This is a genomic window from Arthrobacter sp. TJ-238 (assembly GCF_058269215.1).
Genome location: NZ_JBZCNH010000002.1, coordinates 445,148 through 471,886 on the forward strand (window position 1 = coordinate 445,148; position 26,739 = coordinate 471,886).

Below are 26,739 nucleotides of genomic sequence, written 5' to 3' on the forward strand. Positions count from 1 at the left end.
CATACGTGCTGCACCGACGGTGTCGCGGCGCCACGGTCTTCCAGTGACAACAGAGCCCCGGATCGCATGAGACCCGGGATGGTCACTCACTGGTACTCATACCCGTGGCGCATTTCTTTTCTGGAGGCATTTTGAAGAACTCACTGCGCAAGTTTTCGCGCGGCACCGGCCTGTCCGCCGCCGTCCTCGGCGTATCGGCCCTCGTCCTCTCCGGCTGCGGTGCGCCGCCGGCCGAGGATTCGTCCGGCGGCGGCGGCGCCGAAGCCAACTCCGACTACCTCGGCTGCATCGTCTCGGACTCGGGCGGATTCGACGACCGCTCGTTCAACCAGTCCAGCTACGAGGGACTGAAGAAGGCGGAGACGGACCTGGGCATCAAGATCAACCAGGCCGAGTCCCAGGCCGAGACCGACTTCGGCCCCAACGTCGACCAGATGGTCCAGGCCGGCTGCAACCTGACGGTCACCGTCGGCTTCCTGCTCGCCGACACCACGAAGGCCGCCGCCGAGGCGAACCCGGACGCAAACTTCGCGATCGTCGACGACAACTCGATCACGGCCGACAACGTCAAGCCGATCATCTACGACACGGCCCAGGCAGCGTTCCTCGCCGGCTACACGGCCGCGGCGACGAGCGAGACCGGCAAGGTCGCCACCTACGGCGGCATCAACATCCCCACCGTGACCATCTTCATGGACGGCTTCGCCGAGGGAGTCGCCTACTTCAACGAGGAGACGGGCGGCGACGTGCAGCTCCTCGGCTGGGACAAGGAGAGCCAGAACGGCACCTTCGTCGGCAACTTCGAGGACGCGGCCGCCGGCAAGACCAACACCCAGAACTTCATCAACGAGGGCGCTGACATCATCATGCCGGTCGCGGGCCCGGTGGGCTCCGGCACGCTCGACGCCGTCATCGAGGCCAACGGCGCCGGCAAGGACGTCAAGGCCATCTGGGTCGACTCCGACGGCTACGAGACCGCCGGCAAGGGCGAGGAGTTCATCCTCACCTCCGTCATGAAGCTCATGGGCGACGCCGTCGAGGACGTCATCAGCACGGACGTCGAGGGCAACTTCGACAACACCCCGTACGTGGGCACCCTCGAGAACGGTGGGGTGGCACTCGCGCCGTTCCACGACCAGGAGGCCAACGTGCCGGCCGATCTGCAGACCAAGCTCGACGAGCTGAAGGACCAGATCGTCGCGGGCGAGATCACGGTCGACTCGGCCGCCAGCCCCAAGTAGCACCGGCCACCGCATCCGAACCGCCTTCCTCCCTGCGGACCCCCGCAGGGAGGAAGGCGGTTTGCGTTCGTCCGCGGTGCGTGGCACAGAGCCGCACCCGGTATCCTTTCCGGTGACTTCAGCACGGTTCTCGCCTGACGAGAGACGTGAGAACAACAGAACAGGCTGAGCTGTGAAACTCGAACTGATCGGCATCACGAAGCGCTTCGGATCGCTCGTGGCCAACGACTCCATCGACCTCGTCGTGGAACCCGGACAGGTGCACAGCCTGCTCGGGGAGAACGGGGCCGGCAAGTCGACCCTCATGAACGTGCTGTACGGGCTCTACGACCCCACCGAGGGCGAGATCCGCGTCGACGACAGGCCCGTGACCTTCAAGGGCCCCGGGGACGCGATGGCTGCCGGGATCGGCATGGTGCACCAGCACTTCATGCTCGTACCGGTCTTCACCGTCGCGGAGAACGTGGCCCTCGGCAACGAGGCCACGAAGGCCGGCGGCATGCTGAACCTGCAGGAGACGCGCACGCGGATCCGGCAGATCTCCGACCAGTACGGGTTCGACGTCGATCCCGACGCCGTGGTCGAGGACCTCCCGGTCGGTGTCCAGCAGCGCGTCGAGATCATCAAGGCCCTCGTCCGCGAGGCCGAGGTGCTGATCCTCGACGAACCCACCGCCGTGCTGACGCCCAAGGAGACCGACGAGCTGCTCGGTATCATGGCGCAGCTGAAGGCGGACGGGAAGTCGATCGTGTTCATCTCGCACAAGCTGCGCGAGGTCAAGGCCGTCTCCGACGTCATCACCGTGATCCGCCGCGGCAAGGTGGTCGGCACCGCCGACCCGAACGCTCCCACCACGGAACTCGCGTCCCTCATGGTCGGGCGGTCCGTCAGCCTGACGCTCGACAAGAAGCCCGCCACGCTCGGCGAGGTGACCTTCCGGGTCCGGGACCTCACCGTGCAGGCGGCCAACGGCCAGCGCGTGGTGGACGGCCTGAGCTTCGACGTCGCCGAGGGCGAGATCCTCGCCGTCGCCGGCGTGCAGGGCAACGGGCAGACCGAGCTCACCGAGGCCATCATGGGCCTGCAGGACCACGTCACGGGATCCATCACCCTCGGCGGCAACGAGCTCGTGGGCCGCAGCGTCAAGGACATCATCCGCGCCGGCGTCGGGTTCGTCCCCGAGGACCGCAGCGTCGAGGGCCTCGTGGGCACGTTCTCCGTGGCCGAGAACCTCATCCTCAACCGGTACGACGCCGCCCCGTTCGCGAAGGGGCTGTCCATGTCGCCGTCGGCCATCGAGAAGAACGCCGACGAGAAGATCGCCGAGTACGACGTCCGCACGCAGTCGGCGTCCGCCGCGGCCGGCACCCTGTCCGGCGGCAACCAGCAGAAGGTCGTCATGGCCCGCGAGTTCTCGCGGCCGCTCAAACTGTTCATCGCCTCGCAACCCACCCGCGGCGTCGACGTCGGGTCCATCGAATTCCTGCACCGCCGCATCGTCGCCGAACGTGACGGTGGCACGCCCGTCATCATCGTCTCCACGGAGCTCGACGAGGTCCTGGAGCTCGCCGACCGCATCGCCGTGCTGTACCGCGGCCGCCTCATGGGGATCGTGCCCGGCACGGTCTCGCGCGATGTCCTCGGCCTCATGATGGCCGGCATGCCTGCCGACGAAGCGCTGGCGCAGGCCCACGACGTTCAAGGAGGAAACCTGTGACCCCGCAGGAGGAACGGCCGGCAGTCCCGGCCACCGGCGCGGGTGCCCCGCACTCGCGCAGGGAAGCGAATGACGCCGCCCGCCAGGACGAGGTGCGCCTCGAGAACGCCGTCGAGACCGCCGGAGGGGAGCTGCCGCCCCCGGCCGTGCCCGCGACGGCGGCCGACCTCGGCGCCGGCCCCGGGCCTGACGCCACGCTGATGCAGCGCATCATGACGGGCAACGCGCTCGTCGCGTTCCTGTCCGTGGTGCTGTCCTTGATCCTCGGCGGCCTGCTCATCGCGGTGACGGACGAGAACGTGGCCCGGGCGTCGTCGTACTTCTTCAGCCGCCCCCAGGACACCCTGGCCGCGGCATGGACGGCCGCCTCGAGCGCGTACCTCGCCCTGTTCCAGGGCTCCGTGCTCAACCTGGAGGGGGACTCCTTCACCCGGGTCGTCTACCCCCTGACGCAGACCCTGACCGTCGCGACGCCGCTCATCTGCGCCGGTCTCGGCGTGGCCCTCGCGTTCCGGGCGGGCCTGTTCAACATCGGCGCCCAGGGACAGATCCTCATCGGCGCGACGTTCGCCGGCTGGGTCGGTTTCACCCTGCACCTGCCGGCCGGGATCCACCTGCTGCTCGTGATCCTCGCGGGCATGGTCGGCGGCGCCATCTGGGCCGGACTCGTGGGACTCCTCAAGGCCCGCACCGGCGCCCACGAGGTCATCCTCACCATCATGTTCAACTACATCGCGACGAACCTGGTGCTCTACTTCCTGAGCACCCCGGCGTTCCAGCGGCCCGGGTCCACGAACCCCATCAGTCCCCAGCTCGACGCGACGGCGCTCTACCCGCCGCTGCTCGGACCGGCCTTCCGCCTCCACTGGGGTTTCGTGGTCGCCGTGCTCGCCACCGTCTTCGTCTGGTGGCTGCTGAACCGCTCCACCGTCGGCTTCGAACTCCGGTCCGTCGGCGCGAACCCGAGCGCCGCCCGCACGGCAGGCGTCAACGTCAGCAAGGGCTACATCCTGGCCATGGCCATCGCCGGAGCCCTCGCGGGCCTGGCCGGGGTGGCGCAGGTGTCGGGCACCGAGAAGGTCCTGACCTCGGGCGTCGCCGCGAGCTTCGGCTTCGACGCGATCACCGTGGCGCTCCTCGGACGCTCCTCGCCGTGGGGCACCTTCGCCGCCGGGATCCTCTTCGGCGCGTTCAGGGCCGGGGGAGTGGCCATGCAGGCCTCCACGGGGACCAGCATCGACATCGTCCTCGTGGTGCAGTCGCTCATCGTCCTCTTCATCGCAGCGCCGCCGCTCGTCCGCGCGCTGTTCCGCCTCCCCGCACCCGGCGCCTCCCGCGCCGGCAAGGGCGGCGCCACGACCCGCACGCCAGCCTCGACCGGAGCAGCAGCATGAGCACAGCGACCGCACGCCATGAGAGCGACAAGAGCAAGAATCCCGCCCGCGGTGCCGGCGACGCCGGCGTGCGCAGCTGGAAGAACCCGATCATCCTGTCCGTCGTCGCCCTCTTCGCGCTCCTGGTCTTCGCCCTGGGCGCGCCGGACAACGACGTCACGTTCCGGCTCTCGGAGGACAACGACCCGATCGTGCTGCCGTCGATCGTCGTGTCCGCACCCGTGATCGGCTGGATCACGGCCCTCGCGATGCTCGCCCTCGCGGTCCTCGCGATCCTCCGCACCCGGGCCGGGCAGAAGGTCCCCACGTGGGTGCTCGCCGTGTTCGCGGCGCTGTTCCTCGTCGCCTTCCTGACGTGGGTGGTGGGCAGCGCCCGCACCCCGAACGTGGCCCTCTACGGGCTCCTCGCCGGGTCCGTGACCCTCGCGGTGCCGCTGATCTTCGGTTCGCTCTCCGGCGTCCTCTGCGAGCGTTCCGGCGTCGTGAACATCGCCATCGAGGGGCAGCTGCTGTTCGGAGCCTTCGCGGCGGCCGTCGCGGCGTCGCTCTCCGGCAGCGCGTTCGTCGGCCTCCTCGCGGCGGCCGTCGCCGGTGTCCTCGTCTCGCTCGTCCTGGCCGTCTTCAGCATCCGCTACGTGGTCAACCAGGTCATCGTCGGCGTGGTGCTGAACGTGCTCGTCTCCGGCCTCACGGGGTTCCTGTTCTCCGCCGTCCTCAGCGAGGACTCGGAGCGGTGGAACTCCCCGCCGCGCCTGCCCGTCATCGAGATCCCGCTGCTCGCCGACATCCCCGTGATCGGCCCGATCCTCTTCCAGCAGACCATCGTGGGCTACCTCATGTACATCGCGGTCGCCGTCGTCTACGTGGCCCTGTACCACTCCCGCTGGGGCCTGCGCACGCGCGCGGTCGGTGAGCACCCGAAGGCTGCCGACACCCTCGGCGTCAACGTCAACCGGATGCGCTTCATGAACGTCCTGCTCGCCGGTGTGGTCGCCGGGATCGGCGGGTCCTTCTTCACGCTCGTGGCCGTGTCGGGCTTCGGCCGCGACATGACGGCGGGCCAGGGCTACATCGCCCTGGCGGCGCTCATCTTCGGCCGCTGGAACCCGATCGGCGCGTTCTTCGCGGCCCTGCTGTTCGGCTTCGCGACCAACCTGTCCAACGTCCTGAGCCTGCTCGGCACCCCGGTGCCGGACCAGTTCCTGCGCATGCTGCCCTACGTGGTGACGGTCTTCGCCGTCGCCGGCCTCGTGGGCCGCTCGCGGGCACCGGGCGCCAGCGGCATCCCCTACATCAAGGGCTAGGAGTACCCACCATGACCGATCAGCAGACCACGGGGACCGAGATCCCCTGGGACACCCTCGCCGCCACGGCCACGGAGGCCATGCGGCGCGCCTACGTGCCGTACTCGAAGTTCCCCGTGGGGGCTGCGGCCCTCCTCGACGACGGCCGGATCATCTCCGGCTGCAACGTGGAGAACGCGTCCTACGGGCTGACGCTGTGCGCCGAGTGCGCCCTCGTCAGCGCGCTCGCCATGAGCGGCGGCGGCCGCATCCGCGCCTTCAGCTGCGTGGACAGCGAGGGCACCACGCTCATGCCGTGCGGGCGCTGCCGCCAGCTGCTGTACGAATTCCGGGCACCCGACATGGTGCTCATGACCGTCAGCGGCATCCGGACCATGGACGAGGTCCTGCCCGACGCCTTCGGGCCGCAGCACCTCGCCTGACCACCGCCGAGAGGGGCGCGGCCCGAGCGGCCGCGCCCCTCTCTTCTCCAGCAGCTCCCAGCAGCTCCCAGCAGCTCCCATCAGCCGAACAACCCGAGGACTCCCCCATGACCGAAGCCTTCGACGCCGTCGACATCATCCGCACCAAGCGCGACCGCGGCACCCTCACGCCCGAGCAGATCGACTGGACCATCGACGCCTACACGCGCGGCGTCATCGCCGACGAGCAGATGGCCGCCCTCAACATGGCGATCCTGCTCAACGGCATGGACCGTGCCGAGATCTCCCGCTGGACCGCCGCCATGATCGCCTCGGGCGAGCGCATGGACTTCTCCTCCCTCGGGCGCCCCACCAGCGACAAGCACTCGACCGGCGGCGTGGGGGACAAGATCACCCTGCCCCTGGCCCCGCTCGTCGCCGTGTTCGGCGTGGCCGTGCCCCAGCTCTCCGGCCGCGGCCTCGGCCACACCGGCGGCACGCTGGACAAGCTCGAGTCCATCCCCGGGTGGCGGGCGCACCTCAGCAACGAGGACATGCTGCGGCAGCTCGCCGACGTCGGCGCGGTCATCTGTGCCGCCGGCACGGGCCTCGCCCCCGCGGACAAGAAGCTCTACGCCCTGCGCGACGTCACCGGGACCGTCGAGGCCATCCCGCTCATCGCGTCCTCGATCATGAGCAAGAAGATCGCCGAGGGCACCGGCTCCCTGGTGCTCGACGTGAAGGTCGGCAGCGGCGCGTTCATGAAGGACGTCGACCAGGCCCGCGAGCTCGCCGAGACCATGGTTGTGCTCGGCAAGGACGCCGGCGTGAACACCGTCGCGCTCCTGACCGACATGAGCACGCCGCTCGGCCTGACGGCCGGCAACGCCATCGAGGTCGAGGAGTCGGTGGAGGTTCTCGCCGGCGGCGGGCCGTCCGACGTCGTCGAGCTCACCGTCCGCCTCGCCGAGGAGATGCTCGCCTGCGCGGGAGTGCACGACGCCGACCCGGCGGCCGCCCTGAAGGACGGACGCGCCATGGACGTCTGGAACCGGATGATCGAGGCGCAGGGCGGGGATCCCCGGGCTGCCCTGCCGGTCGCGAAGGAGTCCGAGGTGATCCTCGCCCCGGCCGACGGCGTCCTCGTGGGCCTCGACGCGCTCTCCGTGGGGGTGGCCGCCTGGCGCCTCGGGGCCGGCCGTGCCCGCAAGGAGGACCAGGTGCAGGCCGGGGCGGGCGTCCGCCTGCACGCGAAGCCCGGCGCCACCGTCCGCGCCGGCGAGCCGCTCATGACACTGCTCACCGACACCCCGGACAAGTTCGACCGCGCCCGCGAGGCGCTGGCCGATGCCGTCGTGATCGCCCCCGAGGGCTCCCGCCCCGCGCAGCAGCTCATCATCGACCGCATCGCCTAGGGCGCGCCTGCTGATGGCCTGTGCGGATGAGCGCCGGGCTGAACTAGGGTGATCCCCGAACCACACGTGCAACACGCGCCTCGTGTGGCACGAACAGCTGGCGCAGAGTCCGGACCGGACGTACACCTGGAGGAACGACGTGCATCAATTCCTGCTCCGCCTGCTGGTCCTGCTCACCGTGATCTTCGGGGTGAACTACGTGGGGTGGCGCTGGCTGGAGTCGCTGAACTGGTCGGCGTGGTGGATCGCGGTGCCGCTGGTGCTGGCAGAGACCTACAGCCTCGTCGACGTGTGCCTCTTCGGGCTGACGGTGTGGCGGACCAGGGAGCGCACGCCTCCGCCGGCACCCCCCGGCCTGAGCGTGGACGTGTTCATCACCACGTACAACGAACCGATCGAGATGGTCCTCGAGACGGCACTCGCGGCGCAACGCATCCGGTATCCGCACAGGACGTGGATCCTCGACGACGGCACCCGGACCGAGTTGCGGGAGGCGGCCGAGCAGCACGGCGTCGGCTACCTGACCCGCAGCGCCGACTGGGCGGACCGTCCCCGGCATGCCAAGGCGGGCAACCTCAACAATGCCCTCATGGCCACCGACGGCGAGTTCATGATGATCCTCGATGCGGACCAAATCCCCAAGCCCGAGATCCTCGACCGGACCCTGGGTTACTTCAACAACCGGAAGGTGGCTCTGGTACAGACGCCGCAGTGGTTCGTCAATGTCCCCGATGACGACCCTCTGGGGAGCCAGGCGCCGCTGTTCTACGGCCCGCTGCAGCAGGGCAAGGATGGCTGGAACGCGGCGTTCTTCTGCGGCTCCAACGCACTGCTGCGCAGGGAGGCGCTCATGCAGCTCGGCCTGGTCGGGTATGTCGACGAGGTCGAGAAGAACATCCGCACCGCCCTGAAGGGATCCCGCTCCGCGATCCGTCGCGCCCGTAGGTCGGAGCAGGCCCGTGACCCCATGGTCGCCCAGCTGCTCGACGAGGTGGAACGGGCAATGGCCGGGGCGGCAGCCGGACTCAAGGAGGGGCGGTCCTACAGCGAGATCACCTACACCCTGCGCCGCACGGTCGATGCCGCTGTCCAGAAGCTCGTCGCTGCCGATGTCCATGCGCTGCAGGCCGATCTGGCGGAGATCGAGGCCATGGGTCTCGGACCCGGCTCCGGCTCGCTCAGCCCCGAAGAAGTCGAGGTCGCGGTGGCAGGACTGTCCTCCCGGCAGTGGTCCCCGCTCGGTGCGCTGGAGTCGGTGCAGGCCGTGCTGGAGGCGATCTCGATCGAGCGCGGTGAGGAGGCGCAGCCGGTCATGCCTCTGGCCACGATCTCCGTCACCGAGGACATGGCCACGTCCATGCGACTGCACGCCATGGGATGGAAGAGCGTCTACCATCACGAGATCCTCGCCATCGGCCTCGCCCCCGAGGATCTGAAGACCATGCTGACCCAGCGGCTGCGCTGGGCCCAGGGCACCATCCAGGTGCTGCTCCGGGAGAACCCCCTGACCAAGCGGGGGATGAAGTGGACCCAGCGGTTGATGTACTTCGCCACCATGTGGAGCTACCTGTCAGGCTTCGCCGCGGTCGTCTACATCGCTGCGCCCATCATCTACCTGATCCTCGGCATCCTGCCCGTGACCAGCCTCAGCACGGAATTCTTCATCCGCTTCATCCCCTTCATGGTGGTCAACCAGATCCTCTTCGCAGTCGCCGGACGGGGGGCGAAGACATGGCGGGGACAGCAGTACAGCCTGGCGCTGTTCCCCACCTGGATCAAGGCCTGCACCACTGCTGCTCGCAACGTGTGGTTCGGCAGGCCCCTGGGTTTCGCCGTGACGCCGAAGGTCAAGGAGGGCAACAGCCGTGACTGGCACCTGATCCGTCCGCAACTCGTCGCCATGGCCCTGCTCGCCGTAGCGGCAGTGGTCGGGGTGTTCCGGCTGGCGGTCGGACTCAACGAGCCATTGGGGACGCTCGTGAACGTCGCCTGGGTGGTCTACGACCTCGTCGTCCTGAGTGTCCTCTTCAAGGCGGTGCGTTACGACGGGTACGTCCCCGAGGAGGACGGGTCGCACGCGGTGAGCCGCTGACCGGCGCGCCCTGACGACGGCGCGCCGGGTGATCGTCGGCGACGTGGGTTAGTTTTGGGTGAGGATTCACGAGTGACCCGCCCCTCCTGCTCTTCGCGCACGCCGTCGATCGGCAGGACCCGACGTTGGATAGGTGTATGCCGATGGATTTCAGTTATGAGCTCAGGGATTCCTACACGGAGGTCAAGGTCAGCGGTCGCCTGAACATGGTGTCCGCGCCGAGGCTGCGCGAATTCGTGGGTGATGTGATCCTCAAGGGCTCCAACCGCATCGTCGTGAACCTCGCGGAGACCTCGTTCATGGATTCCTCCGGGCTCGGCGCGCTCATCGGCTGTCTGAAGGCCACCCGGCAGGCCGGCGGCGACCTCCGTATCGCAGCCGTGCATCCGCAGGTCAAGATGGTGCTGCAGCTGACCAGTATGGACAGGGTGCTCACGTCCTACGACACCGTGGAGGAGGCCTTCGGCGATGAATGATGCGCTGGCTGCGCGCAGTTTCCTCGGGCCCGCCGGGGAGGAGGCCATCGAGTCCGTCCACGACATGCTGGACGGTCTGTGGTCGGAGGTTCCCCTCACCCAGGACATCGACCGCATGACCTTCACGACGGCGGTGATCGAATCCGCCTCGAACGTCGTCCAGCACGCCGAGCCCGTCGGGGAGGAGCCGGTGAAGCTCGGCGTCGTCATCACGGTTCGGCCCACGGCGCTCGAGGCCCGCGTCAGTGCGCTGCACGCCAAGCCGCCGTACGGCGAGATGATCCCGCGCATGCCCGAGGAAGAGGCCGAGTCGGGCAGGGGCCTGGCACTCATCCAGGCGCTGGTGACCACGGTGATCTTCGAACGACAGGACGGCACGAACACGTGGGTCCTGTCGCGTGGCTACTCCCGGGAACGTCTCCTACCGGACAGCCGGGCGGACTCCGGGGTGCGGCCACCGCCGTAGCCGGGACCCCCGTACGCTCGCCGGGGGACTCCGACGGGCTCGCCGGTCCTTTCCGGCGTGTGGTGAGGGCTTCTGTCAGCGCGGCCGCCGATGAGCTGCTGCTGTCGATCCGCCAGTCCGTCTCCTTGTCCAGGTGGAACCAGACCACCGCGGTGACGTCGTCCTGCGCTGCCAGGTAGCCGACCAGCTCCGTGGTCCATTCGGCCTTGGAGCCACCGTGTTCGGCGGAGGACGTCTCAGCGATCAGGATCTCCTTGCCCGGTGCGAGGGCCCGGAGTTCGGACAGTCCCCGGCCGAAGACCTCGGACGGCACCTGCCAGGTGCCCCACGGCACGGAGGTGCCCCAGTTGTATCCGTCGAGGGCGACGGCGTCGACGTAGGAGTCACCGGGGTAGAGGCTTCTCAGCGGCGTGGATCCGCTATAGGGGACGTTCGGGTTCCACACCCAGGTGATGTTCGATGCGCCCGTCGATGCGAGCGTCTCGTGGACGTGCCGCCAGGCCGCGACGTAGTCCCCGGAGGTGTTGCCGTTGACCCCTGCGGACCACGGATACCAGTCGCCGTTCATCTCATGCCCGAATCGCAGCAGGACCGGGTGGCCCCAGTCCGCGAGGGAGTGGCCCCACCAGCGCAGGTAGGGATCGAGATCTCCCGCTGTGACCCGGTCGAGCGCATAGGCGGGCTGTTCCGTGCCGCCTCCCCATGCCCAGGGTTCCCAGGTCAGCAGGGTGTCGGCTCCCCGTATACGCGCCGCATCGAGTTCGGCGATCGGCGGGGCCTGACGGAAGTCCTTGTAGGCGAGGACGATCGTGGGTGATTCCCCGGCCAGGGCTGTGACCTCGTCGAGTTCGGCGGTTGCCAGGGGACCCCCGGGTGTCCCGACTCCGAAACGCAGGGCGGCGGTGCCGGGGGGCCGCGAGGGGTGACGGACCCTGAACGTAGCAGAGGCACTCACGTCCCCCGAGAGGGCCCGGACGACCACCACCGGTCCGGTCGTGTCGGGGATGGACAGCCTGATGTCGAATCGACCCGATGCGCTCGTCCGGAAGACCACGGGATCGGTGCCGCCGGTGACGGTCCCGGTCCTCCTCTGCGGGAATCCGGTTCCGGTGACCGTGAGCGACGTCCCGGCCGGATGGGAGGAGGGACGGATGCTGATCGACGGGCCGGAGGGCGCCGCGGCCGGGACCGGGGCGGCAGCGAGCAGGGTCAGCAGCACCAGAAGGCATGCCATCAGTCGTCGGCTCTTCATCCCACCCCCGGCGCCCCGGCTCCAAGACGGGCACGATGGGTCCGTCCTCTTCATTGTGCGGCCGGCTCCCCTTCTGATCCACCGCTTGACACAGGATCGGCGGTGATGCTGCATTCGGGATGGAACGTCGCCGCCCACCTGCCGGTAGGGCACGCAGACGCCGGCGACATCCGGCAGGCCTGCGAACCGCGGGTCCTCCTGGGCGTCCGGCACGGCCGATGCGAGCTCCTGGTCGATCGTGACATCGAGGGCGGGGAACGGAGGCGCCGGCCTACCCCCTGCGGTTCGCCGACGCGGTTCCGGCGCCAGGCCCTACCGGCAGCCGCACCTGACAATGGCGGAACCGCTTCAGCCCCGGCGCGTGTCCTGATGCTCCAAGCGGGAGAGGGGTGACCCCGGGAACGGCCCCGTCAGGGTGGGGACGGGCGGGCACGCCCTGACGGGGTCCTCAGGGTTCGCCCTAGGGAAGGGCGCGGCCGGCCTCATCCCTGAGGGTGAGCCGGCCGCCGAAGCATGTCGCCCGGAAGGGCGACGACCCGCGAGGGTTCCCACCGGTAGCGTCGGAGGCAGACGCGCGGCGACGCATGGTCCGGACGGACCGCCCCCGCACGTCGGGTCCCGCGCCCGCCCCCACCTCCGGTTCCGGCGGGCCGACGCGGGACGGACGAGCGGGAGGAACCCGATGGATGCGATCACCAGTGCACTCGGCGGCATCAGCGACTTCGTGCTGGCGGCCGCCGAGCAGCCGTGGGTGTACGTCCTCGTGCTGGTGTGCTGCATCGTGGACGGCTTCTTCCCGCCGTTCCCCAGCGAGTCCGTCGTCGTGGGCCTCGCGTCCCTCATCATCACGCAGGGCGTGCCCAACCCGTGGCTGCTCATCCTGGTCGCAGCGCTCGGGGCGTTCCTCGGCGACAACATCGCCTACCTCCTGGGCCGGGGGATCGGCACCACGCGCTTCCGCTGGATGCGCCGCCCGCGGATGCAGCGATCGTTCTCATGGGCAGGCACGGAACTGGCCAAGCGCGCCGCCTCGCTGATCCTCGTGGCGCGCTTCATCCCCATCGGCCGCGTGGCCGTGAACCTCACCGCCGGCGCCACGGGCTTCTCGCACCGGCGCTTCGTGGCCCTCACCGCCCTCTCCGGCGTGGTCTGGGGAGGGTACTCCGTGGGGATCGGCGCGCTCGCCGGGACCTGGTTCCAGGAGAACCACCTGCTCGGCGTGGCGGTGGCCATCGCGATCGCCGTCGTCATCGGGTTCGTCGTCGACCGTGTGATCGCCCTCGTCCGGGGCTCCACCCCGCTCCGGGCACCCCTCGACGGAGCGCCCGACGAATCACCCGACGGAGCGCCCACCGCGTCGTCCGCGCAGGCCCGGCACCGGCCGGAGCCGGCCCGCGAGACCAGCCCGCCGTGAGGGTGATCGCGTAGGCTTGGCAGCGTGACCCAGACCCAGAACGACGCCGTCCCCGACGCTGCCATCGACATCCAGACCCTGCCGAAGATCTCCCTCCACGACCACCTCGACGGCGGCCTGCGGCCGGCCACCATCCTCGAGCTCGCCGCCGGGATCGGGCACGAACTGCCTGCCTCCGACGCCGCGTCGCTCGGCACCTGGTTCAGGGAATCGGCGGACTCCGGCTCGCTCGAGCGGTACCTGGAGACCTTCGACCACACCATCGCCGTCATGCAGACCCGCGAGGGCCTCATCCGGGTGGCCCGCGAGTTCGTCGAGGACCTCTCGCTCGACGGCGTCGTCTACGGGGAGGTCCGCTGGGCCCCCGAGCAGCACACCCGGAAGGGCCTCACGCTCGACGAGGCCGTCGAGGCCGTGCAGGAGGGCCTCGAGGCGGGTGCCGCCGCGGCCGTCGCCGCGGGCCGGGTCATCCAGGTCGGCCAGCTCATCACCGCGATGCGCCACGCCGACCGCGGCCAGGAGATCGCCGAGCTCGCCGTCCGCCACCGCGACCGGGGCGCCGTCGGCTTCGACATCGCCGGCGCCGAGAACGGCTTCCTGCCCTCACGCTTCGCCGACGCGTTCACCTTCCTCGCCTCCGAGCAGTTCCCGGCGACCATCCATGCCGGTGAGGCGGCAGGCCTCGAGAGCATCCAGGACGCGCTCGTCGCAGGGCGCGCGCTGCGCCTCGGCCACGGCGTCCGCATCGCCGAGGACATCGAGATCGAGGAGTCCGAGGGCGAGCACGCCGCCGACGGCGAGGAGGTCGGCATCGCCAACCTCGGCCGCATCGCCTCCTGGGTCCGCGACCGCGGCATCCCGCTCGAGCTGTGCCCGTCCTCCAACCTGCAGACCGGCGCCATCGCGGCGTTCGGCGACACCATCGACGCGCACCCATTCGACCTGCTCTACCAGCTCGGCTTCAAGGTCACCGTGAACACCGACAACCGCCTCATGAGCGGGGTCACCCTGACGGGTGAGTTCGAGCTGCTCGTCGACACCTTTGGCTACGACCTCGGCGACCTGCTCGAGCTCACGCTCAACGCCGTCGACGCCGCGTTCCTGCCCCTCGAGGATCGCGAGGCGCTGGCCCAGTTCGTCGCCGAGAGCTTCGACACCGCCGCCCGGCAGGCCTCGGCCTGACCGACCCCGTGACGCACACGGGTCCGGGCGCGGCGGTCGAGCGGCTCGTGGAGGTCGTGGACCTGCTCCGCCGCCACTGCCCGTGGACGGCCGCACTGGACCACGCGTCTCTGCTCGAGTACCTGGTGGAGGAGACGTACGAGCTCTACGAGGCCGTCGACGACGTCGCCCGCGCGCAGGGCCGGTCACCGGCGGCGCCGGCCGGGCTGCGGGACGAACTGCGCGGTGAACTCGGCGACGTCCTGTTCCAGGTGGTCCTCCACGCGCAGCTGCAGGCCGAGGAGGGCGCCTTCGGGTTCGCGGAGGTGGCGGGCGGGCTGACGGCGAAGCTCGTGCGCCGCAACCCGCACGTCTTCGCGCCCGACGGGTCCCTGCGCGACAGCTTCCCGGCGACGGTGGACGAGATCGTGGCGACCTGGCAGTCCGTCAAGCAGCAGGAGCGGCCGGCCCGCACCTCGCCCTTCGACGCCATCCCGCACCACCTCCCCGCCCTCGCCCTCGCGGCGAAGACCCTCCGGCGGGCGGGGGAGCCCGTCGGCACCATCGACCGGACGACCGTCGGGACGACCGAGGGTACCGCGACCGAGGGAACCGCGACCGAGGGAACCGCGACCGAGGAGGAGCTCGGCCGGGAGCTGCTGGGCCTCACCCGGCGGGCGCTCGCGGCGGGCATCGACCCGGAGCGTGCCCTGCGGCGTGCCGTGCTCGACTACCAGCGGGACGGCGCCGCCGGCGGGCCGTGAGCGCCCGGCCGCTCCTCCGGCGGTGATCCAGCCCACGCCGGGACGCGCGTGAACTAGGCTGGGAGCACCACCTCCGTTGCTCTGACAAAGACGTCCCAACACGATGTGAACTTATACACTCCAACGAAGAGGAGCTAATCCATGGCCATCATCGATGCCATCCACGCGAGGGAAATCCTAGATTCCCGCGGCAACCCGACCGTCGAGGTCGAGGTACTGCTCGACGACGACACCTTCGGCCGCGCGGCCGTCCCCTCCGGCGCCTCCACCGGCGCGTTCGAGGCCAACGAGCGCCGCGACGGCGACAAGGACCGCTACCTCGGCAAGGGCGTCCTGCAGGCCGTCGAAGCCGTCATCGAGCAGATCCAGCCGGCTCTCCTCGGTTTCGACGCCGCGGACCAGCGCGCCATCGACCAGGCGATGATCGACCTCGACGGCACCGAGAACAAGTCCAGCCTGGGCGCCAACGCGATGCTCGGCGTCTCCCTCGCGATCGCCCGCGCCGCCGCCGAGTCCTCGGCCCTGCCCCTCTACCGCTACCTCGGCGGCCCGAACGCGCACGTGCTGCCCGTTCCCCTCATGAACATCCTCAACGGCGGCTCGCACGCCGACTCCGACGTCGACATCCAGGAGTTCATGATCGTGCCGCTCGGCGCGCAGTCCTATTCCGAGGGCCTCCGCTGGGGCGTCGAGGTCTACCACGAGCTCAAGGCCGTGCTGAAGGAGAAGGGCCTCGCCACGGGCCTCGGCGACGAGGGCGGCTTCGCCCCGAACCTGCCGTCCAACCGCGACGCACTCGACCTCATCACCACCGCCGTCGAGCGGGCCGGCTACACCCCGGGTACCGACATCGCGTTCGCCCTCGACGTCGCCGCCTCCGAGTTCTACAAGGACGGCGCGTACCAGTTCGAGGGCAAGGCCCTCAGCACCGAGGAGATGAGCGCCTACTACGTGGAGCTCGTCCGCGACTACCCGCTGGTCTCCATCGAGGATCCCCTCGACGAGGACGACTGGGAGGGCTGGAAGCACCTGACCGATTCCATCGGCGACAAGGTGCAGCTGGTGGGCGACGACCTCTTCGTCACCAACCCCGTCCGCCTGGCCAAGGGCATCCAGAACCAGACAGCCAACTCGTTGCTGGTCAAGGTCAACCAGATCGGCACCCTCACCGAGACCCTCGACGCCATCTCGATGGCGCAGCGCGCGGGCTACACGACGATCACCTCCCACCGCTCCGGCGAGACCGAGGACACGACGATCGCCGACATCTGCGTGGCCACCAACGCCGGCCAGATCAAGACCGGCGCGCCCGCCCGCAGCGAGCGCGTGGCCAAGTACAACCAGCTGCTGCGCATCGAGGAGGAGCTCGACGACGCCGCACGCTACGCCGGACGCAGCGCCTTCCCGCGTTTCACCGCGTAGAAACTCGGCAGTTCATCAGGAGGGCGGCTACCCTCGTTAGACGGGTCCCGCGAGGGACCCGACGCGACCATACGCGAAAGCGTCGACGAGGAGCTCCATGACTGCCCGCCGCCCTAACGTGCCGCGAGCCGGCCGTCCGACGCCTGTGGCGGAGGAACGGCCGGCCCCCGGCACGGCCAAGGGTCCGACCATCGACCACGGGTCCCGTGGCGCCGGGCACCAGCCGGCGCGGCCCGCCGGTGCCTCCCAGCGGAAGCCCGCCCCGCCCCGGGTCGTCGGTCCCTCCGCCACGAAGGATCCCCGGGCTGGGGCGGCCCCCGCTGCAGGCCGGTCACGCACTGCCGGAGCGGACGGGACGCCGGCCCGGACCGCGGCGAAGACGTCCTCCCCGTCGGAGGCCCGTGCCGCCGAGCGCTCGCAGCTGGCGGGGAACATCCGCCGGGGACAGGTCGGTTCGAAGCGGGTCGAATCCCCGATCCAGCCCGCCGAGGAAGCCACCCCCATCCCGGCGAAGACCTTCTCCGGGAGGCTGCTGGCCCTCGCCGTCGTCCTCGTCGCCGTGATCGTGCTCCTCGCGCCGTCGGTCAGCCGGTACCTGCAGCAGCAGAGCGAACTCGACGCCCTGCGCGCAGACATCGCCCGCCAGCAGCAGCAGCAGGCGGACTACGAGTCCGAGCTCGCACGCTGGGACGATCCGGCCTTCGTCCGGCAGCAGGCGCGCGAGCGCATCTTCCTCGTCATGCCGGGGGAGACCCGCTACCTCGTGAAGGGCGGCGAGGGCATCGAGGAGGGCACGGGCGAGGGTTCGGCCGCCGAGCCCGCCGACCTGCCCTGGGTCGACTCCCTCTGGAGCTCGGTCGAGCGCGCGGCAACGGATTGAGAGCGGCGGCCGATCCCCGAGACCGGTCGGCCGCCACCAGGACACCCAGACGCGGTGTCCCAGGAAGGAACAGCGTGACCCAGCAGGACCAGCAGGACCAGCAGGACCAGCACGAGCAGCAGCACGGCGGGCACGACGACGAGCGCCGGCAGCACGACCGGTCGGCGGATCCGCGGACCCCGAGCGCACGGGACCTCGACGTCCTCAGCCGCCAGCTCGGCCGTCCCGTACGGGACGTCGTCGAGATCGGTGCCCGGTGCGTCTGCGGCAACCCGCTCGTCGCCACCACCGCCCCGCGACTGTCCAACGGCATCCCGTTCCCCACCACGTACTACCTCACCCATCCCGTCATCACGGCGGCGGTCTCGCGGTTGGAGGCCGAGGGCGTCATGACGGAGATGAGCGAACGGCTCGCGAACGACGCCGACCTCGCCGACCGGTACCGCGCCGCGCACGAGGCCTACCTCGCCGCCCGTGCCGCCGTCGGCGAACGCGCGGGCACGGGACCCGTCCCCGAGATCGACGGCGTGTCCGCCGGCGGGATGCCGACCCGCGTCAAGTGCCTCCACGTGCTCGTGGGGCACGCCCTGGCAGCGGGCCCCGGCGTCAATCCGCTCGGCGACGAGGCCATCGCCCGCATCGCCCAGTGGTGGACCCCCGGACAGTGCTCCTGCGAGGGTGCGTGGGACACGACGGGCCAGGCGCCCCACGCCGATCTCAGCAGGCACACGAGGACGCAGGGCCTCAGCGCCGAGGAACTCGACGCCAAGCGCGAGGCGCGTCGCAGGGCAGCCGAACCACCGACGACGGACGGCATCGCCGGCCCGGCGGGCCCGACCCCATCCGCCGCACCCACCGAGGAGACCTGATGCGTACAGCCGCCATCGACTGCGGGACCAACTCCATCCGCCTGCTCATCGCCGACAGCGAGGACGGCGTCCTGACCGACGTGGTCCGTCTCATGCGCGTCGTGCGCCTCGGTGAAGGCGTGGATGCCACCGGGCGCCTGTCCGAGGCCGCGCTCGCCCGCACCTTCGCAGCGGCGGAGGAGTACGCGGCCCTGCTGGAGGAGCACGGCGCCCCGCCCGTGCGGTTCGTCGCCACCTCCGCGTCCCGCGACGCCGAGAACCGCCAGGACTTCGTCGACGGCATCCGGGAGCGCCTCGGCGTGGAACCCGAGGTCATCACCGGCGACGAGGAGGCCCGGCTCTCCTTCGACGGGGCCGTCAGCGTGCTCGCCACCGCAGCGGACGAGACGGTCCTGGTGATCGACGTCGGCGGCGGCAGCACCGAGTTCGTCGCGGGCACGGAGGCCGGGCTGGTCGCCTCGCTCAGCACGAACATGGGGTGCGTCCGGTACACCGAGCGCTTCCTGGCCGACGATCCGCCCACCGACACGCAGATCACCGCGATGACGGTGGAGGTCGGGCGCCTCATCGACGAGGCGGCCGCCGAGGTGCCCCTCGACCGCGTCACGAGGATCGTCGGCGTCGCGGGCAGCGTCACGACGGTCACCGCCCACGCCCTCGAGCTGCCGACCTACCAGCCCGAGCGCATCCACGGCGCCGAGCTCCCCATCACCGCGATCTCGGCGGCGGCGTCGGACCTCCTGCACATGGCCCGCGCGGCACGGGCCGCGCTGCCCTACATGCACCCGGGCCGCGTCGACGTCATCGGAGCGGGCGCGCTCATCTGGGCGACCGTCATCGAGCGCGTCGCCGCGGCGACCGGCGGGCGCGTCACGACCGCAGTCTCCAGCGAGCACGACATCCTGGACGGGATCGCCCTGAGCGTCGCGGACCGGGTCGGGTGAGCTGATGCGCACCCGGCAGCATGCCGCCCTCCGGCCGGTCAGGGCGGGCGCGTCCGTCGTCCTCGCCACCGCCGTCCTGCTGCCAGGAGCGGTGCCCGCCGCCGCGGACGAGGTCCGCGACAAGGAGTACTGGCTCGAGGACTACGGCATCACGGAGGCGTGGAAGAGCACGCAGGGCGAGGGCGTCACGGTGGCCGTGATCGACAGCGGGATCGACGCCACCCACCCCGACCTCGTCGGCGCCGTGGTGGGCGGCACCGACGCCTCCGGCGCGGGCGACCCCGGAGGCCTGCGCGGCATCGGGGAGGTCGCGGGCCACGGCACCCTCGTGGGTACCCTCCTCGCCGGGCGCGGGCACACCGCCCCCGCACCCGCACAGCCCGCACCCGCACCCGCGCAGCCCGCACCCGCCCCCTCCGGCGGCACCGGCGGCACCGGCGGCACCGGCGGCACCGGCAGGGCGGAGCCCCCCGCAGGCCCCCCTGCCGACGCCGACGCCGGCCCGCTCGGGCAGTACGGCGAGGGCCCCGACGGCATCGTCGGCGTCGCGCCGAAGGCCGACCTGCTCGCCGTCTCCCTCTTCATCGAGGGCCAGAACAGCGGCCCCAATCCCGCGGGCATCCCGGTGGACCAGCAGGTGCCCGACGCAGTCCGCTGGGCGGTGGACAACGGCGCGGACGTCATCAACATGTCGCTCGGCAGCACCAGCACCGCCTGGCCCGAGAGCTGGGACAACGCCTTCCTCTACGCGGAGCAGAACGACGTCGTCGTCGTCGCGGCGGCCGGCAACCGCGCGGGCGGCCTCACGCAGGTCGGCGCTCCCGCGACCATCCCCGGCGTCCTCGCCGTCGCAGGCCTGGACCGGTCCGGGGCCGCCAGCGACGAGGCCTCCAGCGAGGGCATCAGCATCGCCGTCGCCGCGCCGTCCGAGGACCTCGTCGGCGGACTGCCCGGCGGGTTCTACGCCGACTGGTCCGGGACGTCGGGCGCCGCACCCCTCGTCTCGGGCGTCGCCGCACTCATCCGCGCCCGATACCCCGAGCTCTCCGCGGGCCAGGTGGTCAACCGCATCGTCGGCACGGCCAGGGACGCGGGGGCCCCCGGCTTCGACACCCTCTACGGCTACGGGATCCTCGACGTCGCCTCCGCCGTCGACCGGGACGTGGCCGTACCCCAGGAGAACCGCCTCGGCAGCATGGCCGAGTGGATCCAGCTCTACCGGCGCGGCGGGCAGACACCCGCCCCTCCGCCGGCTCCCGCGGAGGAGCCACCGGCGGAGGTCCTCCCGCCCCCCGCCGCCCCGCAGGCCGAGGACCCCCTCACCCCTGTGCACGACGTACCTGCGCTGGTGGTGCTCGGCTTCGGCGGGCTCCTGCTCGCGGTGCTGCTCGGCGGGGCCGTGCACGTGACCCGCGTGCACCGGCGCGCCGCGGCGAACGGACCCTCAGGACCGGACCGTCCAGGGCCACCGGCCGCCTGAACGAGCGGGCCCCGTGGGAGGTTCCGGAACGCTCCCGGAGCTAGTGAAGATTTTCACAAACTCCGGTAGCATCGGGGCATGGCATCGAACCCACACTTCTCCGACCGCCCGCGCATCCTCGTCGTCGGCGGCGGTTACGTCGGCCTCTACGTCGCGCACCGGCTGCAGAAACAGGTCAAGGACCACGGCGGCATCGTCACGCTGGTCGACCCCCTGCCCTACATGACCTACCAGCCCTTCCTCCCCGAGGTGGCCGCCGGCAGCATCGAGCCGCGCCACGCGATTGTGTCCTTCCGCAAGCACCTGCGGAAGACCGAACTGATCTCCGGCAAGGTCACCTCGATCAACCACGCCGGCCGCACGGCCACCATCGAGCCCACCGGCGGCGGCGAGTCCTTCGAGCTCGGCTACACCGACGTCGTCGTCGCCGCAGGCGCCATCACGCGGACCTTCCCGATCGACGGCCTGAAGGACCAGGGCATCGGCCTCAAGACCATCGAGGAGGCCGTCGCCGTGCGCGACAGGATGTTCGAGCGCATCGAGACCGGCTCCGTCATGCCCGCCGGCCCGGAGCGCGACCGCGCCCTGACCTTCGTCGTCGTCGGCGGCGGGTTCGCCGGCATCGAGGCCATCACGGAGATGGAGGACGCGGCCCGCGACGCCGTCAAGGCCAACGCCCGCCTCAGCCGCTCCGACCTCCGCTTCGTCCTCGTCGAGGCCATGGGACGCATCATGCCCGAGGTCACGGCCGAGCAGGCCGAGTGGGTCGTGGAGCACCTCCGCTCCCGTGAGATCGAGGTCCTGCTGAACACGTCGCTCTCCAGCGCCAAGGACGGCACCCTCAAGCTGATCAACATGCCGGACAAGAGCGCGGCCGACGAGTTCGAGACGGACACGCTCCTGTGGACCGCAGGCGTCCAGGCCAACCCGGTCGCCCGCTCCACCGATTTCCCGGTCGATGAGCGCGGCCGCGTCCGCGCCACCCCCGAACTCCGCATCACGGGCGACGACGGACCCATCGCCCATGCATGGACCGCCGGCGACGTCGCGGCCGTGCCCGACCTGACCGGCGGTGGAGTGGGAGGCTTCTGCGTCCCCAACGCCCAGCACGCCGTCCGCCAGGCCAAGCTCCTGGCCGCCAACCTCCTCGCCGAGAACTACGGCGTGGGGGAGGTCAAGGAGTACCGCCACACCAACCTCGGCGCCGTTGCCGGCTTCGGCCAGTTCAAGGGTGTCGCGAACATCATGGGCTTCGGCATGAAGGGCTTCCCGGCCTGGCTGGCCCACCGCGGCTACCACGGCTTCGCGATGCCGATGTACGAGCGCAAGGCCCGCGTTATCATCAACTGGAGCATGAGCTTCCTGTTCGGTCGCGACCTCGCCCCGCTGTCCGACCTGCAGACCCCGCAGCGCCAGTTCCGCGAAGCGGCCACCCCGCCGCCGAAGAAGGACACGGCCCTGCAGAGCCAGCCGCCCACGCCGGCCGGCCAGGCCGCATCCGCGAAGGCCTCCGCCCGACGCTAGGCACCACAGCATGACGGACGACGGCGATCCCTGCCCGGGGTCGCCGTCGTTCCTCGTTCCACCGCCGATCTTCCGCCGCCGATCCTCCCTAGCCGGCGCCGGGTGCCCTTGCCACGCGGGGTAGGCTGATCCGGCGGCAGCGCCCCAGTAGCCCAATGGCAGAGGCACCAGACTTAAAATCTGTTCAGTCAGGGTTCGAGTCCCTGCTGGGGCACACTTCCCCGGGCATCGGGGCAGATAGGCAGTGGACTGTGCAGTGCCCGCTGTCAAGGGCCGGATGCGACGCCTGTGACGAGCGTTACAAGGATGTAACCGGATTCCCTTATCTCAGACACATTTTTGGATTAGCTTTTCCTACAAGCCAGGAACACCTGGCACCCAGCATCAAAGGCGGCAAGTGCCTTTCGGTCGAGGAGAATAATTCATGACTGCAACACGCAACCCGATGCGTTTCGGCATCGGGGAGAGTGCCCCGCGAGCGGCAAAGGTCGCCGCCCTGGGCCTTGGCATCGCGCTCTTCGCCTCCGGCTGCGGCGGTTCCTCGGGCACTGAAGGCGAGACCACCGAGACCGAGAGCGGAACCGCGACGGAGACCGCTGCCACCTCGGCGGTGGCATGCCCCGAGAGCGAGGGTGGAGCAGACGAGGAACAGGGCGAAAAGGGCGATCCCGCCGCCGTGCCCGCCAGCAAGACCACGAGCCCCCAGCCCCTGAAGCTCGGTTCCATCCTGCCGACCACCGGCACCCTCGCGTTCCTCGGCCCGCCTGAGATCGCGGGTGTCAACGTCGCCGTCAACGAGGTCAATGAGGCCGGCGGCGTGCTGGGCCAGGAGATCTCGATCACGCACCGCGATTCCGGTGACACCACCACCGACATCGCCACGCAGTCCGTGACCGACCTCCTCTCGCAGGACGTCAGCGCCATCATCGGTGCCGCGTCCTCGGGTGTCTCGAAGACCGTCATCAACCAGATCACGGGCGCCGGCGTCGTCCAGTTCTCGCCCGCCAACACGGCAGCCGAATTCACGACGTGGGACGACAAGGGACTGTACTTCCGCACCGCTCCCTCGGACGTGATCCAGGGACGCATCCTCGGCAACTACATCATGGAGTGCGGCGCGCAGTCCGTCGGCATGATCACCCTGAACGACGCGTACGGCACCGGCCTGCAGAGCACCATCCAGGAGGTCGTCGAGGGGGCCGGTGGCCAGGTCGTCGGCAACGAGATGTTCAACACGGGTGACTCGCAGTTCTCCAGCCAGGTGGACGCCATCGCCGCCGCGAAGCCGGATGCGATCGTCCTGATCAGCTTCGACGAGGCCAAGAGCATCATCCCGCTGCTCGTAGCGAAGGGCATCGACGCCGGCTCGATCTTCATGGTCGACGGCAACGTCGCCGACTACAGCGCGGACTTCGACCCGGGCACCCTCGCGGGCGCGCACGGCACCATCCCCGGCCCGTTCGTCGGGACCGGATTCAAGGAAGCGCTTGCCGCGGTCGATCCGAACCTGGAGAACTTCGCCTACTCGGGTGAGAGCTACGACGCCGTGAACCTCATCGCGCTCGCCTCCGAAGCGGCCGGAAGCGTCGAGGGAACCGCCATCGGCAAGGAGCTCGCAGGAGTGTCGAAGGACGGCACCAAGTGCTTCGACTTCGCAGGCTGCGTCACGCTCCTGCGCAACGGTGAGGACATCGACTACGACGGTATTTCCGGTCCTGTCTCCTTCGACGAGAACGGCGATCCCACGGAGGCCATCATCGGCATCTACGAGTTCGACGAGAACAACGTGCACCAGCCGAACCGCTCCGAGGTCGGCAAGCTCTAGGGCTTCGCTCCGGCCTCCGGGCCGGCAGTAGCGGCACAGCAGAAGGCCCCGTCCGCCCTCCCCCCGGAGGTGCGGCCGGGGCCTTCCTGCTGCCGCCGGTGGTCAGGAGTTCCCCGGCGCGCGCCGGGAGATGGCGTAGGAGGGCTCCCGCACCTTCCGCGCCCACTCGTACGTCCCGGCGCCCGCGAGCGGGTGGAGGACCGCGTCGAACCGCAGGTCCTTCTCCTCGGCGTCGGGGTTCAGCTGCAGCGTGAGCGTGCCGAAGTGCTGCCATGCACCGTGTGGCGTGGCGAAGTAGAGGCCGAGCTGCCAGGGGGAGGAGCCGAGCGACCGTGCGAAGCCGCGGAGCGACGACGGGAGACCTGCAGGGCTGAGCGTCCGGGCGCCGAGGAGCACGGGCCCGGCCTCGCCCCGGTAGGGCATCATGGTGCCCAAGGGGGCCTTCGAGACGCTGAGCCTGGGGACCAGCATGAAGCGGCCGGGGAAGGACCAGCCCGTCGAGGACAGCAGGATGTCGGAGAACGCGGACGGGGTGGGGCCTGCGTCCTGGTGGTGGAACCGCACGGCGAGCCCGACGATGTCGGGCAGTCCGTCCGGAGTCCCCACGGACCGGGAGATCCGTGCCGTGGCGGTGCCCTCACCCGGCCGGTCGATCCAGGAGATCCCGCTGGACAGGCCGTGGCGGTGCACGACGACGGTTCCGTCGAGCCTCAGGCCACGCGAGTGGATGGGGCGGTGCCGGCGGACGTGCTTGATGCCGCGGAACAGCACCTCGAAGCCCTTCCCGACCGCGCTGCTGACCAGTCCTGCCATGAGTCGTCCTTCCTCGGAGCACACGTCCGGCACCCCTCCTGCCAACGTAGCGGCCCCGACACGGCGATGGGCGGGACCGCTGCCGGTCCCGCCCATCCCTTGCACTTCACGGCCCTGTGCGCTGGGCCTCAGGCGGTGTCGGCCAGCGTCCCGAGGTAGAGCTGGATCACCTTCGGGTCCTTCATCAGCTCACGGCCCGTTCCCGTGTAGGCGTCCTTGCCCTGGTCCAGGACGTACGCGCGGTCGCAGATCTGCAGGCAGCGGCGGGCGTTCTGCTCCACCATGATCACCGAGACGCCGGCGCGGTTGATCTCGTGGACCCGGAGGAACGTCTCGTCCTGCTTCACGGGGGAGAGGCCCGCGGACGGCTCGTCGAGGAGCAGCACCGCGGGGTCCATCATGAGTGCCCGGCCCATGGCGACCATCTGCCGCTCTCCGCCCGAGAGCGACCCGGCGCGCTGCGCCTTCCGCTTGCCCAGTTCGGGGAAGAGGCTCGCCACGAAGTCGAAGCGTTCCTTGAAGTCCTTGGGCCGCTGGTACATGCCCATCTGGAGGTTCTCCTCGATGGTCAGGGTGCCGAAGACGTTGTTGTTCTGCGGCACGAACCCGACGCCCCGGCTGACCAGCTTGTTGGCCTTCAGTCCCGTGATGTCCTGCCCGCGCACCACGACAGTGCCCGAGTGGACCTTCACCAGGCCGAACATCGCCTTCAGGAGCGTGGACTTGCCCGCCCCGTTGGGACCGATGATGCCGATCAGCTCGCCGCGGCGCGCCTCGATGCTGCAGCCGTTCAGGATGTTCACGCCCGGCAGGTAGCCGGCGACGAGGTCCGTGACCTTGACGACGGAGTCGCCCTCGAACTCATCCATTACTTCGTCTCCTCGTCCTTGTGCGCGGTGCCGGCGGCGTAGGCCCCGCCGCCCCCGATCTCGGTGACGCCGTGCCCGAGGATGCCCTCGTTCTCCGTGCCGACCACCGACTCCTCGTCGTGGGCCAGTTCCTCCTCGAGGCGCTCGATGCCCGTGGAGTCGCCGAGGTCGACGTCGTGGTGCGCGCCCAGGTAGGCGTCGATGACGGCCTGGTCCTTCATCACGATCTCCGGCGGCCCTTCCGCCACGACCTTGCCCTCGGCCATGACCACCACCCAGTCGGCGATGTGCCGGACCATGTGCATGTCGTGCTCGACGAACAACACGGTCATGCCCTCGGCCTTCAGGTTCTTGATGTGGTCGAGGAGCGACTGCGTGAGCGCCGGGTTGACGCCCGCCATCGGCTCGTCGAGCATCACCAGGCGCGGCCGCACCATCAGGGCGCGTGCCATCTCGAGGAGCTTGCGCTGGCCGCCGGAGAGGGATGCAGCGTAGTCGTCACGCTTCGTGTCGAGCTTGAACTTCGCCAGCAGCACCTCCGCCTGCTGCGTGATCTCGCGTTCCCGGCCGCCCCAGATGCCCTTGAACAGCGCCCGCGCGAGGCTCTCGCCCGGCTGGTCCGTCGCCCCGAGGCGCATGTTCTCCATGACGGTGAGCTTGCCCATCACCTTGGTCAGCTGGAACGTCCGCACCATGCCCATGCGGGCCACCTTGTGCGAGGCGACCTTGGCCAGGGGCTTGCCGTCGAACTCCCAGTCGCCGCTGTTCGGGGTGTCGAAGCCCGTCAGCAGGTTGAACAGGGTCGTCTTGCCGGCACCGTTGGGACCGATCAGCGCGGTGATCTTGTGCCGCGGGATCTCGAGGTGCTCCACGTCGACGGCGTTGATGCCGCCGAAGGTGCGCGTCACGTTCTGGGCGATCACGATCGGATCCCGTTTGCGGCACCCCGGCCCCGTCTCGCCTGTGGTGATCGGCGCGGTGTCGGTCATGTGGTCGTGACCGGACGCGCTTCCGCC

At 70.1% G+C, this 26,739-nt stretch carries 22 protein-coding genes, 1 tRNA gene and 1 pseudogene; 20 read left to right on the top strand and 4 right to left on the bottom strand.

Annotated elements, in window-relative coordinates:
• The first annotated feature begins 131 nt into the window (after positions 1-131).
• The 9 genes from AC4D2O_RS05410 to AC4D2O_RS05450 all read left to right on the top strand — a co-directional run bounded on the left by AC4D2O_RS05410 (position 132) and on the right by AC4D2O_RS05450 (position 10,506).
• Entirely contained in the window at positions 132-1,241 is a 1,110-nt protein-coding gene (locus tag AC4D2O_RS05410; protein ID WP_490905601.1) for a BMP family lipoprotein, read from the top strand.
• 172 nt (positions 1,242-1,413) lie between these two features.
• A complete protein-coding gene (locus AC4D2O_RS05415; protein WP_490905602.1) occupies positions 1,414-2,958 on the top strand; it encodes an ABC transporter ATP-binding protein in 1,545 nt (514 codons plus the stop codon).
• Positions 2,955-4,352 (top strand): ABC transporter permease, encoded by a 1,398-nt coding sequence (locus AC4D2O_RS05420; RefSeq protein ID WP_490905603.1) that lies wholly within the window; start codon positions 2,955-2,957, stop codon positions 4,350-4,352. Before AC4D2O_RS05415 ends, AC4D2O_RS05420 begins: the two co-directional genes overlap by 4 nt.
• The gene (locus tag AC4D2O_RS05425) at positions 4,349-5,656 is read left to right on the top strand and encodes an ABC transporter permease (protein ID WP_490905604.1); all 1,308 of its coding nucleotides are present in this window, start codon (positions 4,349-4,351) and stop codon (positions 5,654-5,656) included. Before AC4D2O_RS05420 ends, AC4D2O_RS05425 begins: the two co-directional genes overlap by 4 nt.
• Positions 5,657-5,667: 11 nt before the next feature.
• The gene (locus AC4D2O_RS05430; protein ID WP_490905605.1) at positions 5,668-6,078 is read left to right on the top strand and encodes a cytidine deaminase; all 411 of its coding nucleotides are present in this window, start codon (positions 5,668-5,670) and stop codon (positions 6,076-6,078) included.
• Between the two features lie 107 nt (positions 6,079-6,185).
• The gene (locus AC4D2O_RS05435) at positions 6,186-7,472 is read left to right on the top strand and encodes a thymidine phosphorylase (RefSeq protein WP_490905606.1); all 1,287 of its coding nucleotides are present in this window, start codon (positions 6,186-6,188) and stop codon (positions 7,470-7,472) included.
• A gap of 139 nt (positions 7,473-7,611) precedes the next feature.
• Positions 7,612-9,564 carry a glycosyltransferase gene (locus AC4D2O_RS05440; RefSeq protein ID WP_490905607.1) on the top strand — a complete coding sequence of 651 codons (1,953 nt, stop codon included), beginning with the start codon at positions 7,612-7,614 and terminating at the stop codon, positions 9,562-9,564.
• Between the two features lie 143 nt (positions 9,565-9,707).
• A complete protein-coding gene (locus tag AC4D2O_RS05445; protein ID WP_490905608.1) occupies positions 9,708-10,040 on the top strand; it encodes an STAS domain-containing protein in 333 nt (110 codons plus the stop codon).
• Entirely contained in the window at positions 10,033-10,506 is a 474-nt protein-coding gene (locus AC4D2O_RS05450; protein WP_490905609.1) for an ATP-binding protein, read from the top strand. Before AC4D2O_RS05445 ends, AC4D2O_RS05450 begins: the two co-directional genes overlap by 8 nt.
• Positions 10,507-10,864: 358 nt before the next feature.
• Here AC4D2O_RS05450 and AC4D2O_RS05455 read toward each other — a convergent pair.
• A pseudogene (locus AC4D2O_RS05455) lies at positions 10,865-11,872 on the bottom strand (glycoside hydrolase family 26 protein); the annotation flags it as partial.
• Between the two features lie 568 nt (positions 11,873-12,440).
• On the opposite strand from AC4D2O_RS05455, the gene AC4D2O_RS05460 reads away from it, so the two are divergent.
• The 11 genes from AC4D2O_RS05460 to AC4D2O_RS05510 all read left to right on the top strand — a co-directional run bounded on the left by AC4D2O_RS05460 (position 12,441) and on the right by AC4D2O_RS05510 (position 24,041).
• Positions 12,441-13,172: a DedA family protein gene (locus AC4D2O_RS05460; protein WP_490905610.1), complete on the top strand. Its 732-nt coding sequence runs from the start codon at positions 12,441-12,443 to the stop codon at positions 13,170-13,172.
• Between the two features lie 24 nt (positions 13,173-13,196).
• Positions 13,197-14,354, top strand: coding sequence for an adenosine deaminase (locus AC4D2O_RS05465; protein ID WP_490905611.1), 1,158 nt, complete (start codon positions 13,197-13,199; stop codon positions 14,352-14,354).
• Between the two features lie 8 nt (positions 14,355-14,362).
• Positions 14,363-15,097, top strand: coding sequence for a MazG nucleotide pyrophosphohydrolase domain-containing protein (locus tag AC4D2O_RS05470; protein ID WP_490905612.1), 735 nt, complete (start codon positions 14,363-14,365; stop codon positions 15,095-15,097).
• Between the two features lie 141 nt (positions 15,098-15,238).
• On the top strand, positions 15,239-16,519 hold the full coding sequence (gene eno, locus AC4D2O_RS05475) for a phosphopyruvate hydratase (RefSeq protein WP_490905613.1): 1,281 nt from the start codon (positions 15,239-15,241) through the stop codon (positions 16,517-16,519).
• Positions 16,520-16,616: 97 nt separating this feature from the next.
• Entirely contained in the window at positions 16,617-17,399 is a 783-nt protein-coding gene (locus AC4D2O_RS05480) for an FtsB family cell division protein (protein ID WP_490905614.1), read from the top strand.
• A gap of 74 nt (positions 17,400-17,473) precedes the next feature.
• Entirely contained in the window at positions 17,474-18,268 is a 795-nt protein-coding gene (locus tag AC4D2O_RS05485) for a DUF501 domain-containing protein (RefSeq protein WP_490905615.1), read from the top strand.
• Positions 18,265-19,212, top strand: a complete 948-nt coding sequence (locus AC4D2O_RS05490; RefSeq protein ID WP_490905858.1) for a Ppx/GppA phosphatase family protein — start codon at positions 18,265-18,267, stop codon at positions 19,210-19,212. Before AC4D2O_RS05485 ends, AC4D2O_RS05490 begins: the two co-directional genes overlap by 4 nt.
• A 4-nt stretch (positions 19,213-19,216) precedes the next feature.
• Positions 19,217-20,692, top strand: coding sequence for a S8 family serine peptidase (locus AC4D2O_RS05495; RefSeq protein ID WP_490905616.1), 1,476 nt, complete (start codon positions 19,217-19,219; stop codon positions 20,690-20,692).
• A gap of 78 nt (positions 20,693-20,770) precedes the next feature.
• Positions 20,771-22,216 (top strand): NAD(P)/FAD-dependent oxidoreductase, encoded by a 1,446-nt coding sequence (locus tag AC4D2O_RS05500; protein WP_490905617.1) that lies wholly within the window; start codon positions 20,771-20,773, stop codon positions 22,214-22,216.
• Positions 22,217-22,357: 141 nt separating this feature from the next.
• Positions 22,358-22,430: transfer RNA gene (locus tag AC4D2O_RS05505), tRNA-Leu, on the top strand.
• A 210-nt stretch (positions 22,431-22,640) separates the two neighbouring features.
• Positions 22,641-24,041, top strand: a complete 1,401-nt coding sequence (locus AC4D2O_RS05510) for an ABC transporter substrate-binding protein (protein WP_490905618.1) — start codon at positions 22,641-22,643, stop codon at positions 24,039-24,041.
• Positions 24,042-24,143: 102 nt separating this feature from the next.
• Here the strand turns inward: AC4D2O_RS05510 and AC4D2O_RS05515 are convergent, their stop codons facing one another.
• The 3 genes from AC4D2O_RS05515 to AC4D2O_RS05525 all read right to left on the bottom strand — a co-directional run bounded on the left by AC4D2O_RS05515 (position 24,144) and on the right by AC4D2O_RS05525 (position 26,712).
• Positions 24,144-24,854, bottom strand: coding sequence for a hypothetical protein (locus AC4D2O_RS05515; RefSeq protein WP_490905619.1), 711 nt, complete (start codon positions 24,852-24,854; stop codon positions 24,144-24,146).
• A gap of 128 nt (positions 24,855-24,982) precedes the next feature.
• The gene (locus AC4D2O_RS05520) at positions 24,983-25,723 is read right to left on the bottom strand and encodes an ABC transporter ATP-binding protein (RefSeq protein WP_490905620.1); all 741 of its coding nucleotides are present in this window, start codon (positions 25,721-25,723) and stop codon (positions 24,983-24,985) included.
• Complete coding sequence (locus AC4D2O_RS05525) at positions 25,723-26,712, bottom strand: ABC transporter ATP-binding protein (protein WP_490905859.1); 990 nt, start codon at positions 26,710-26,712, stop codon at positions 25,723-25,725. Before AC4D2O_RS05525 ends, AC4D2O_RS05520 begins: the two co-directional genes overlap by 1 nt.
• Positions 26,713-26,739 lie beyond the last annotated feature (27 nt).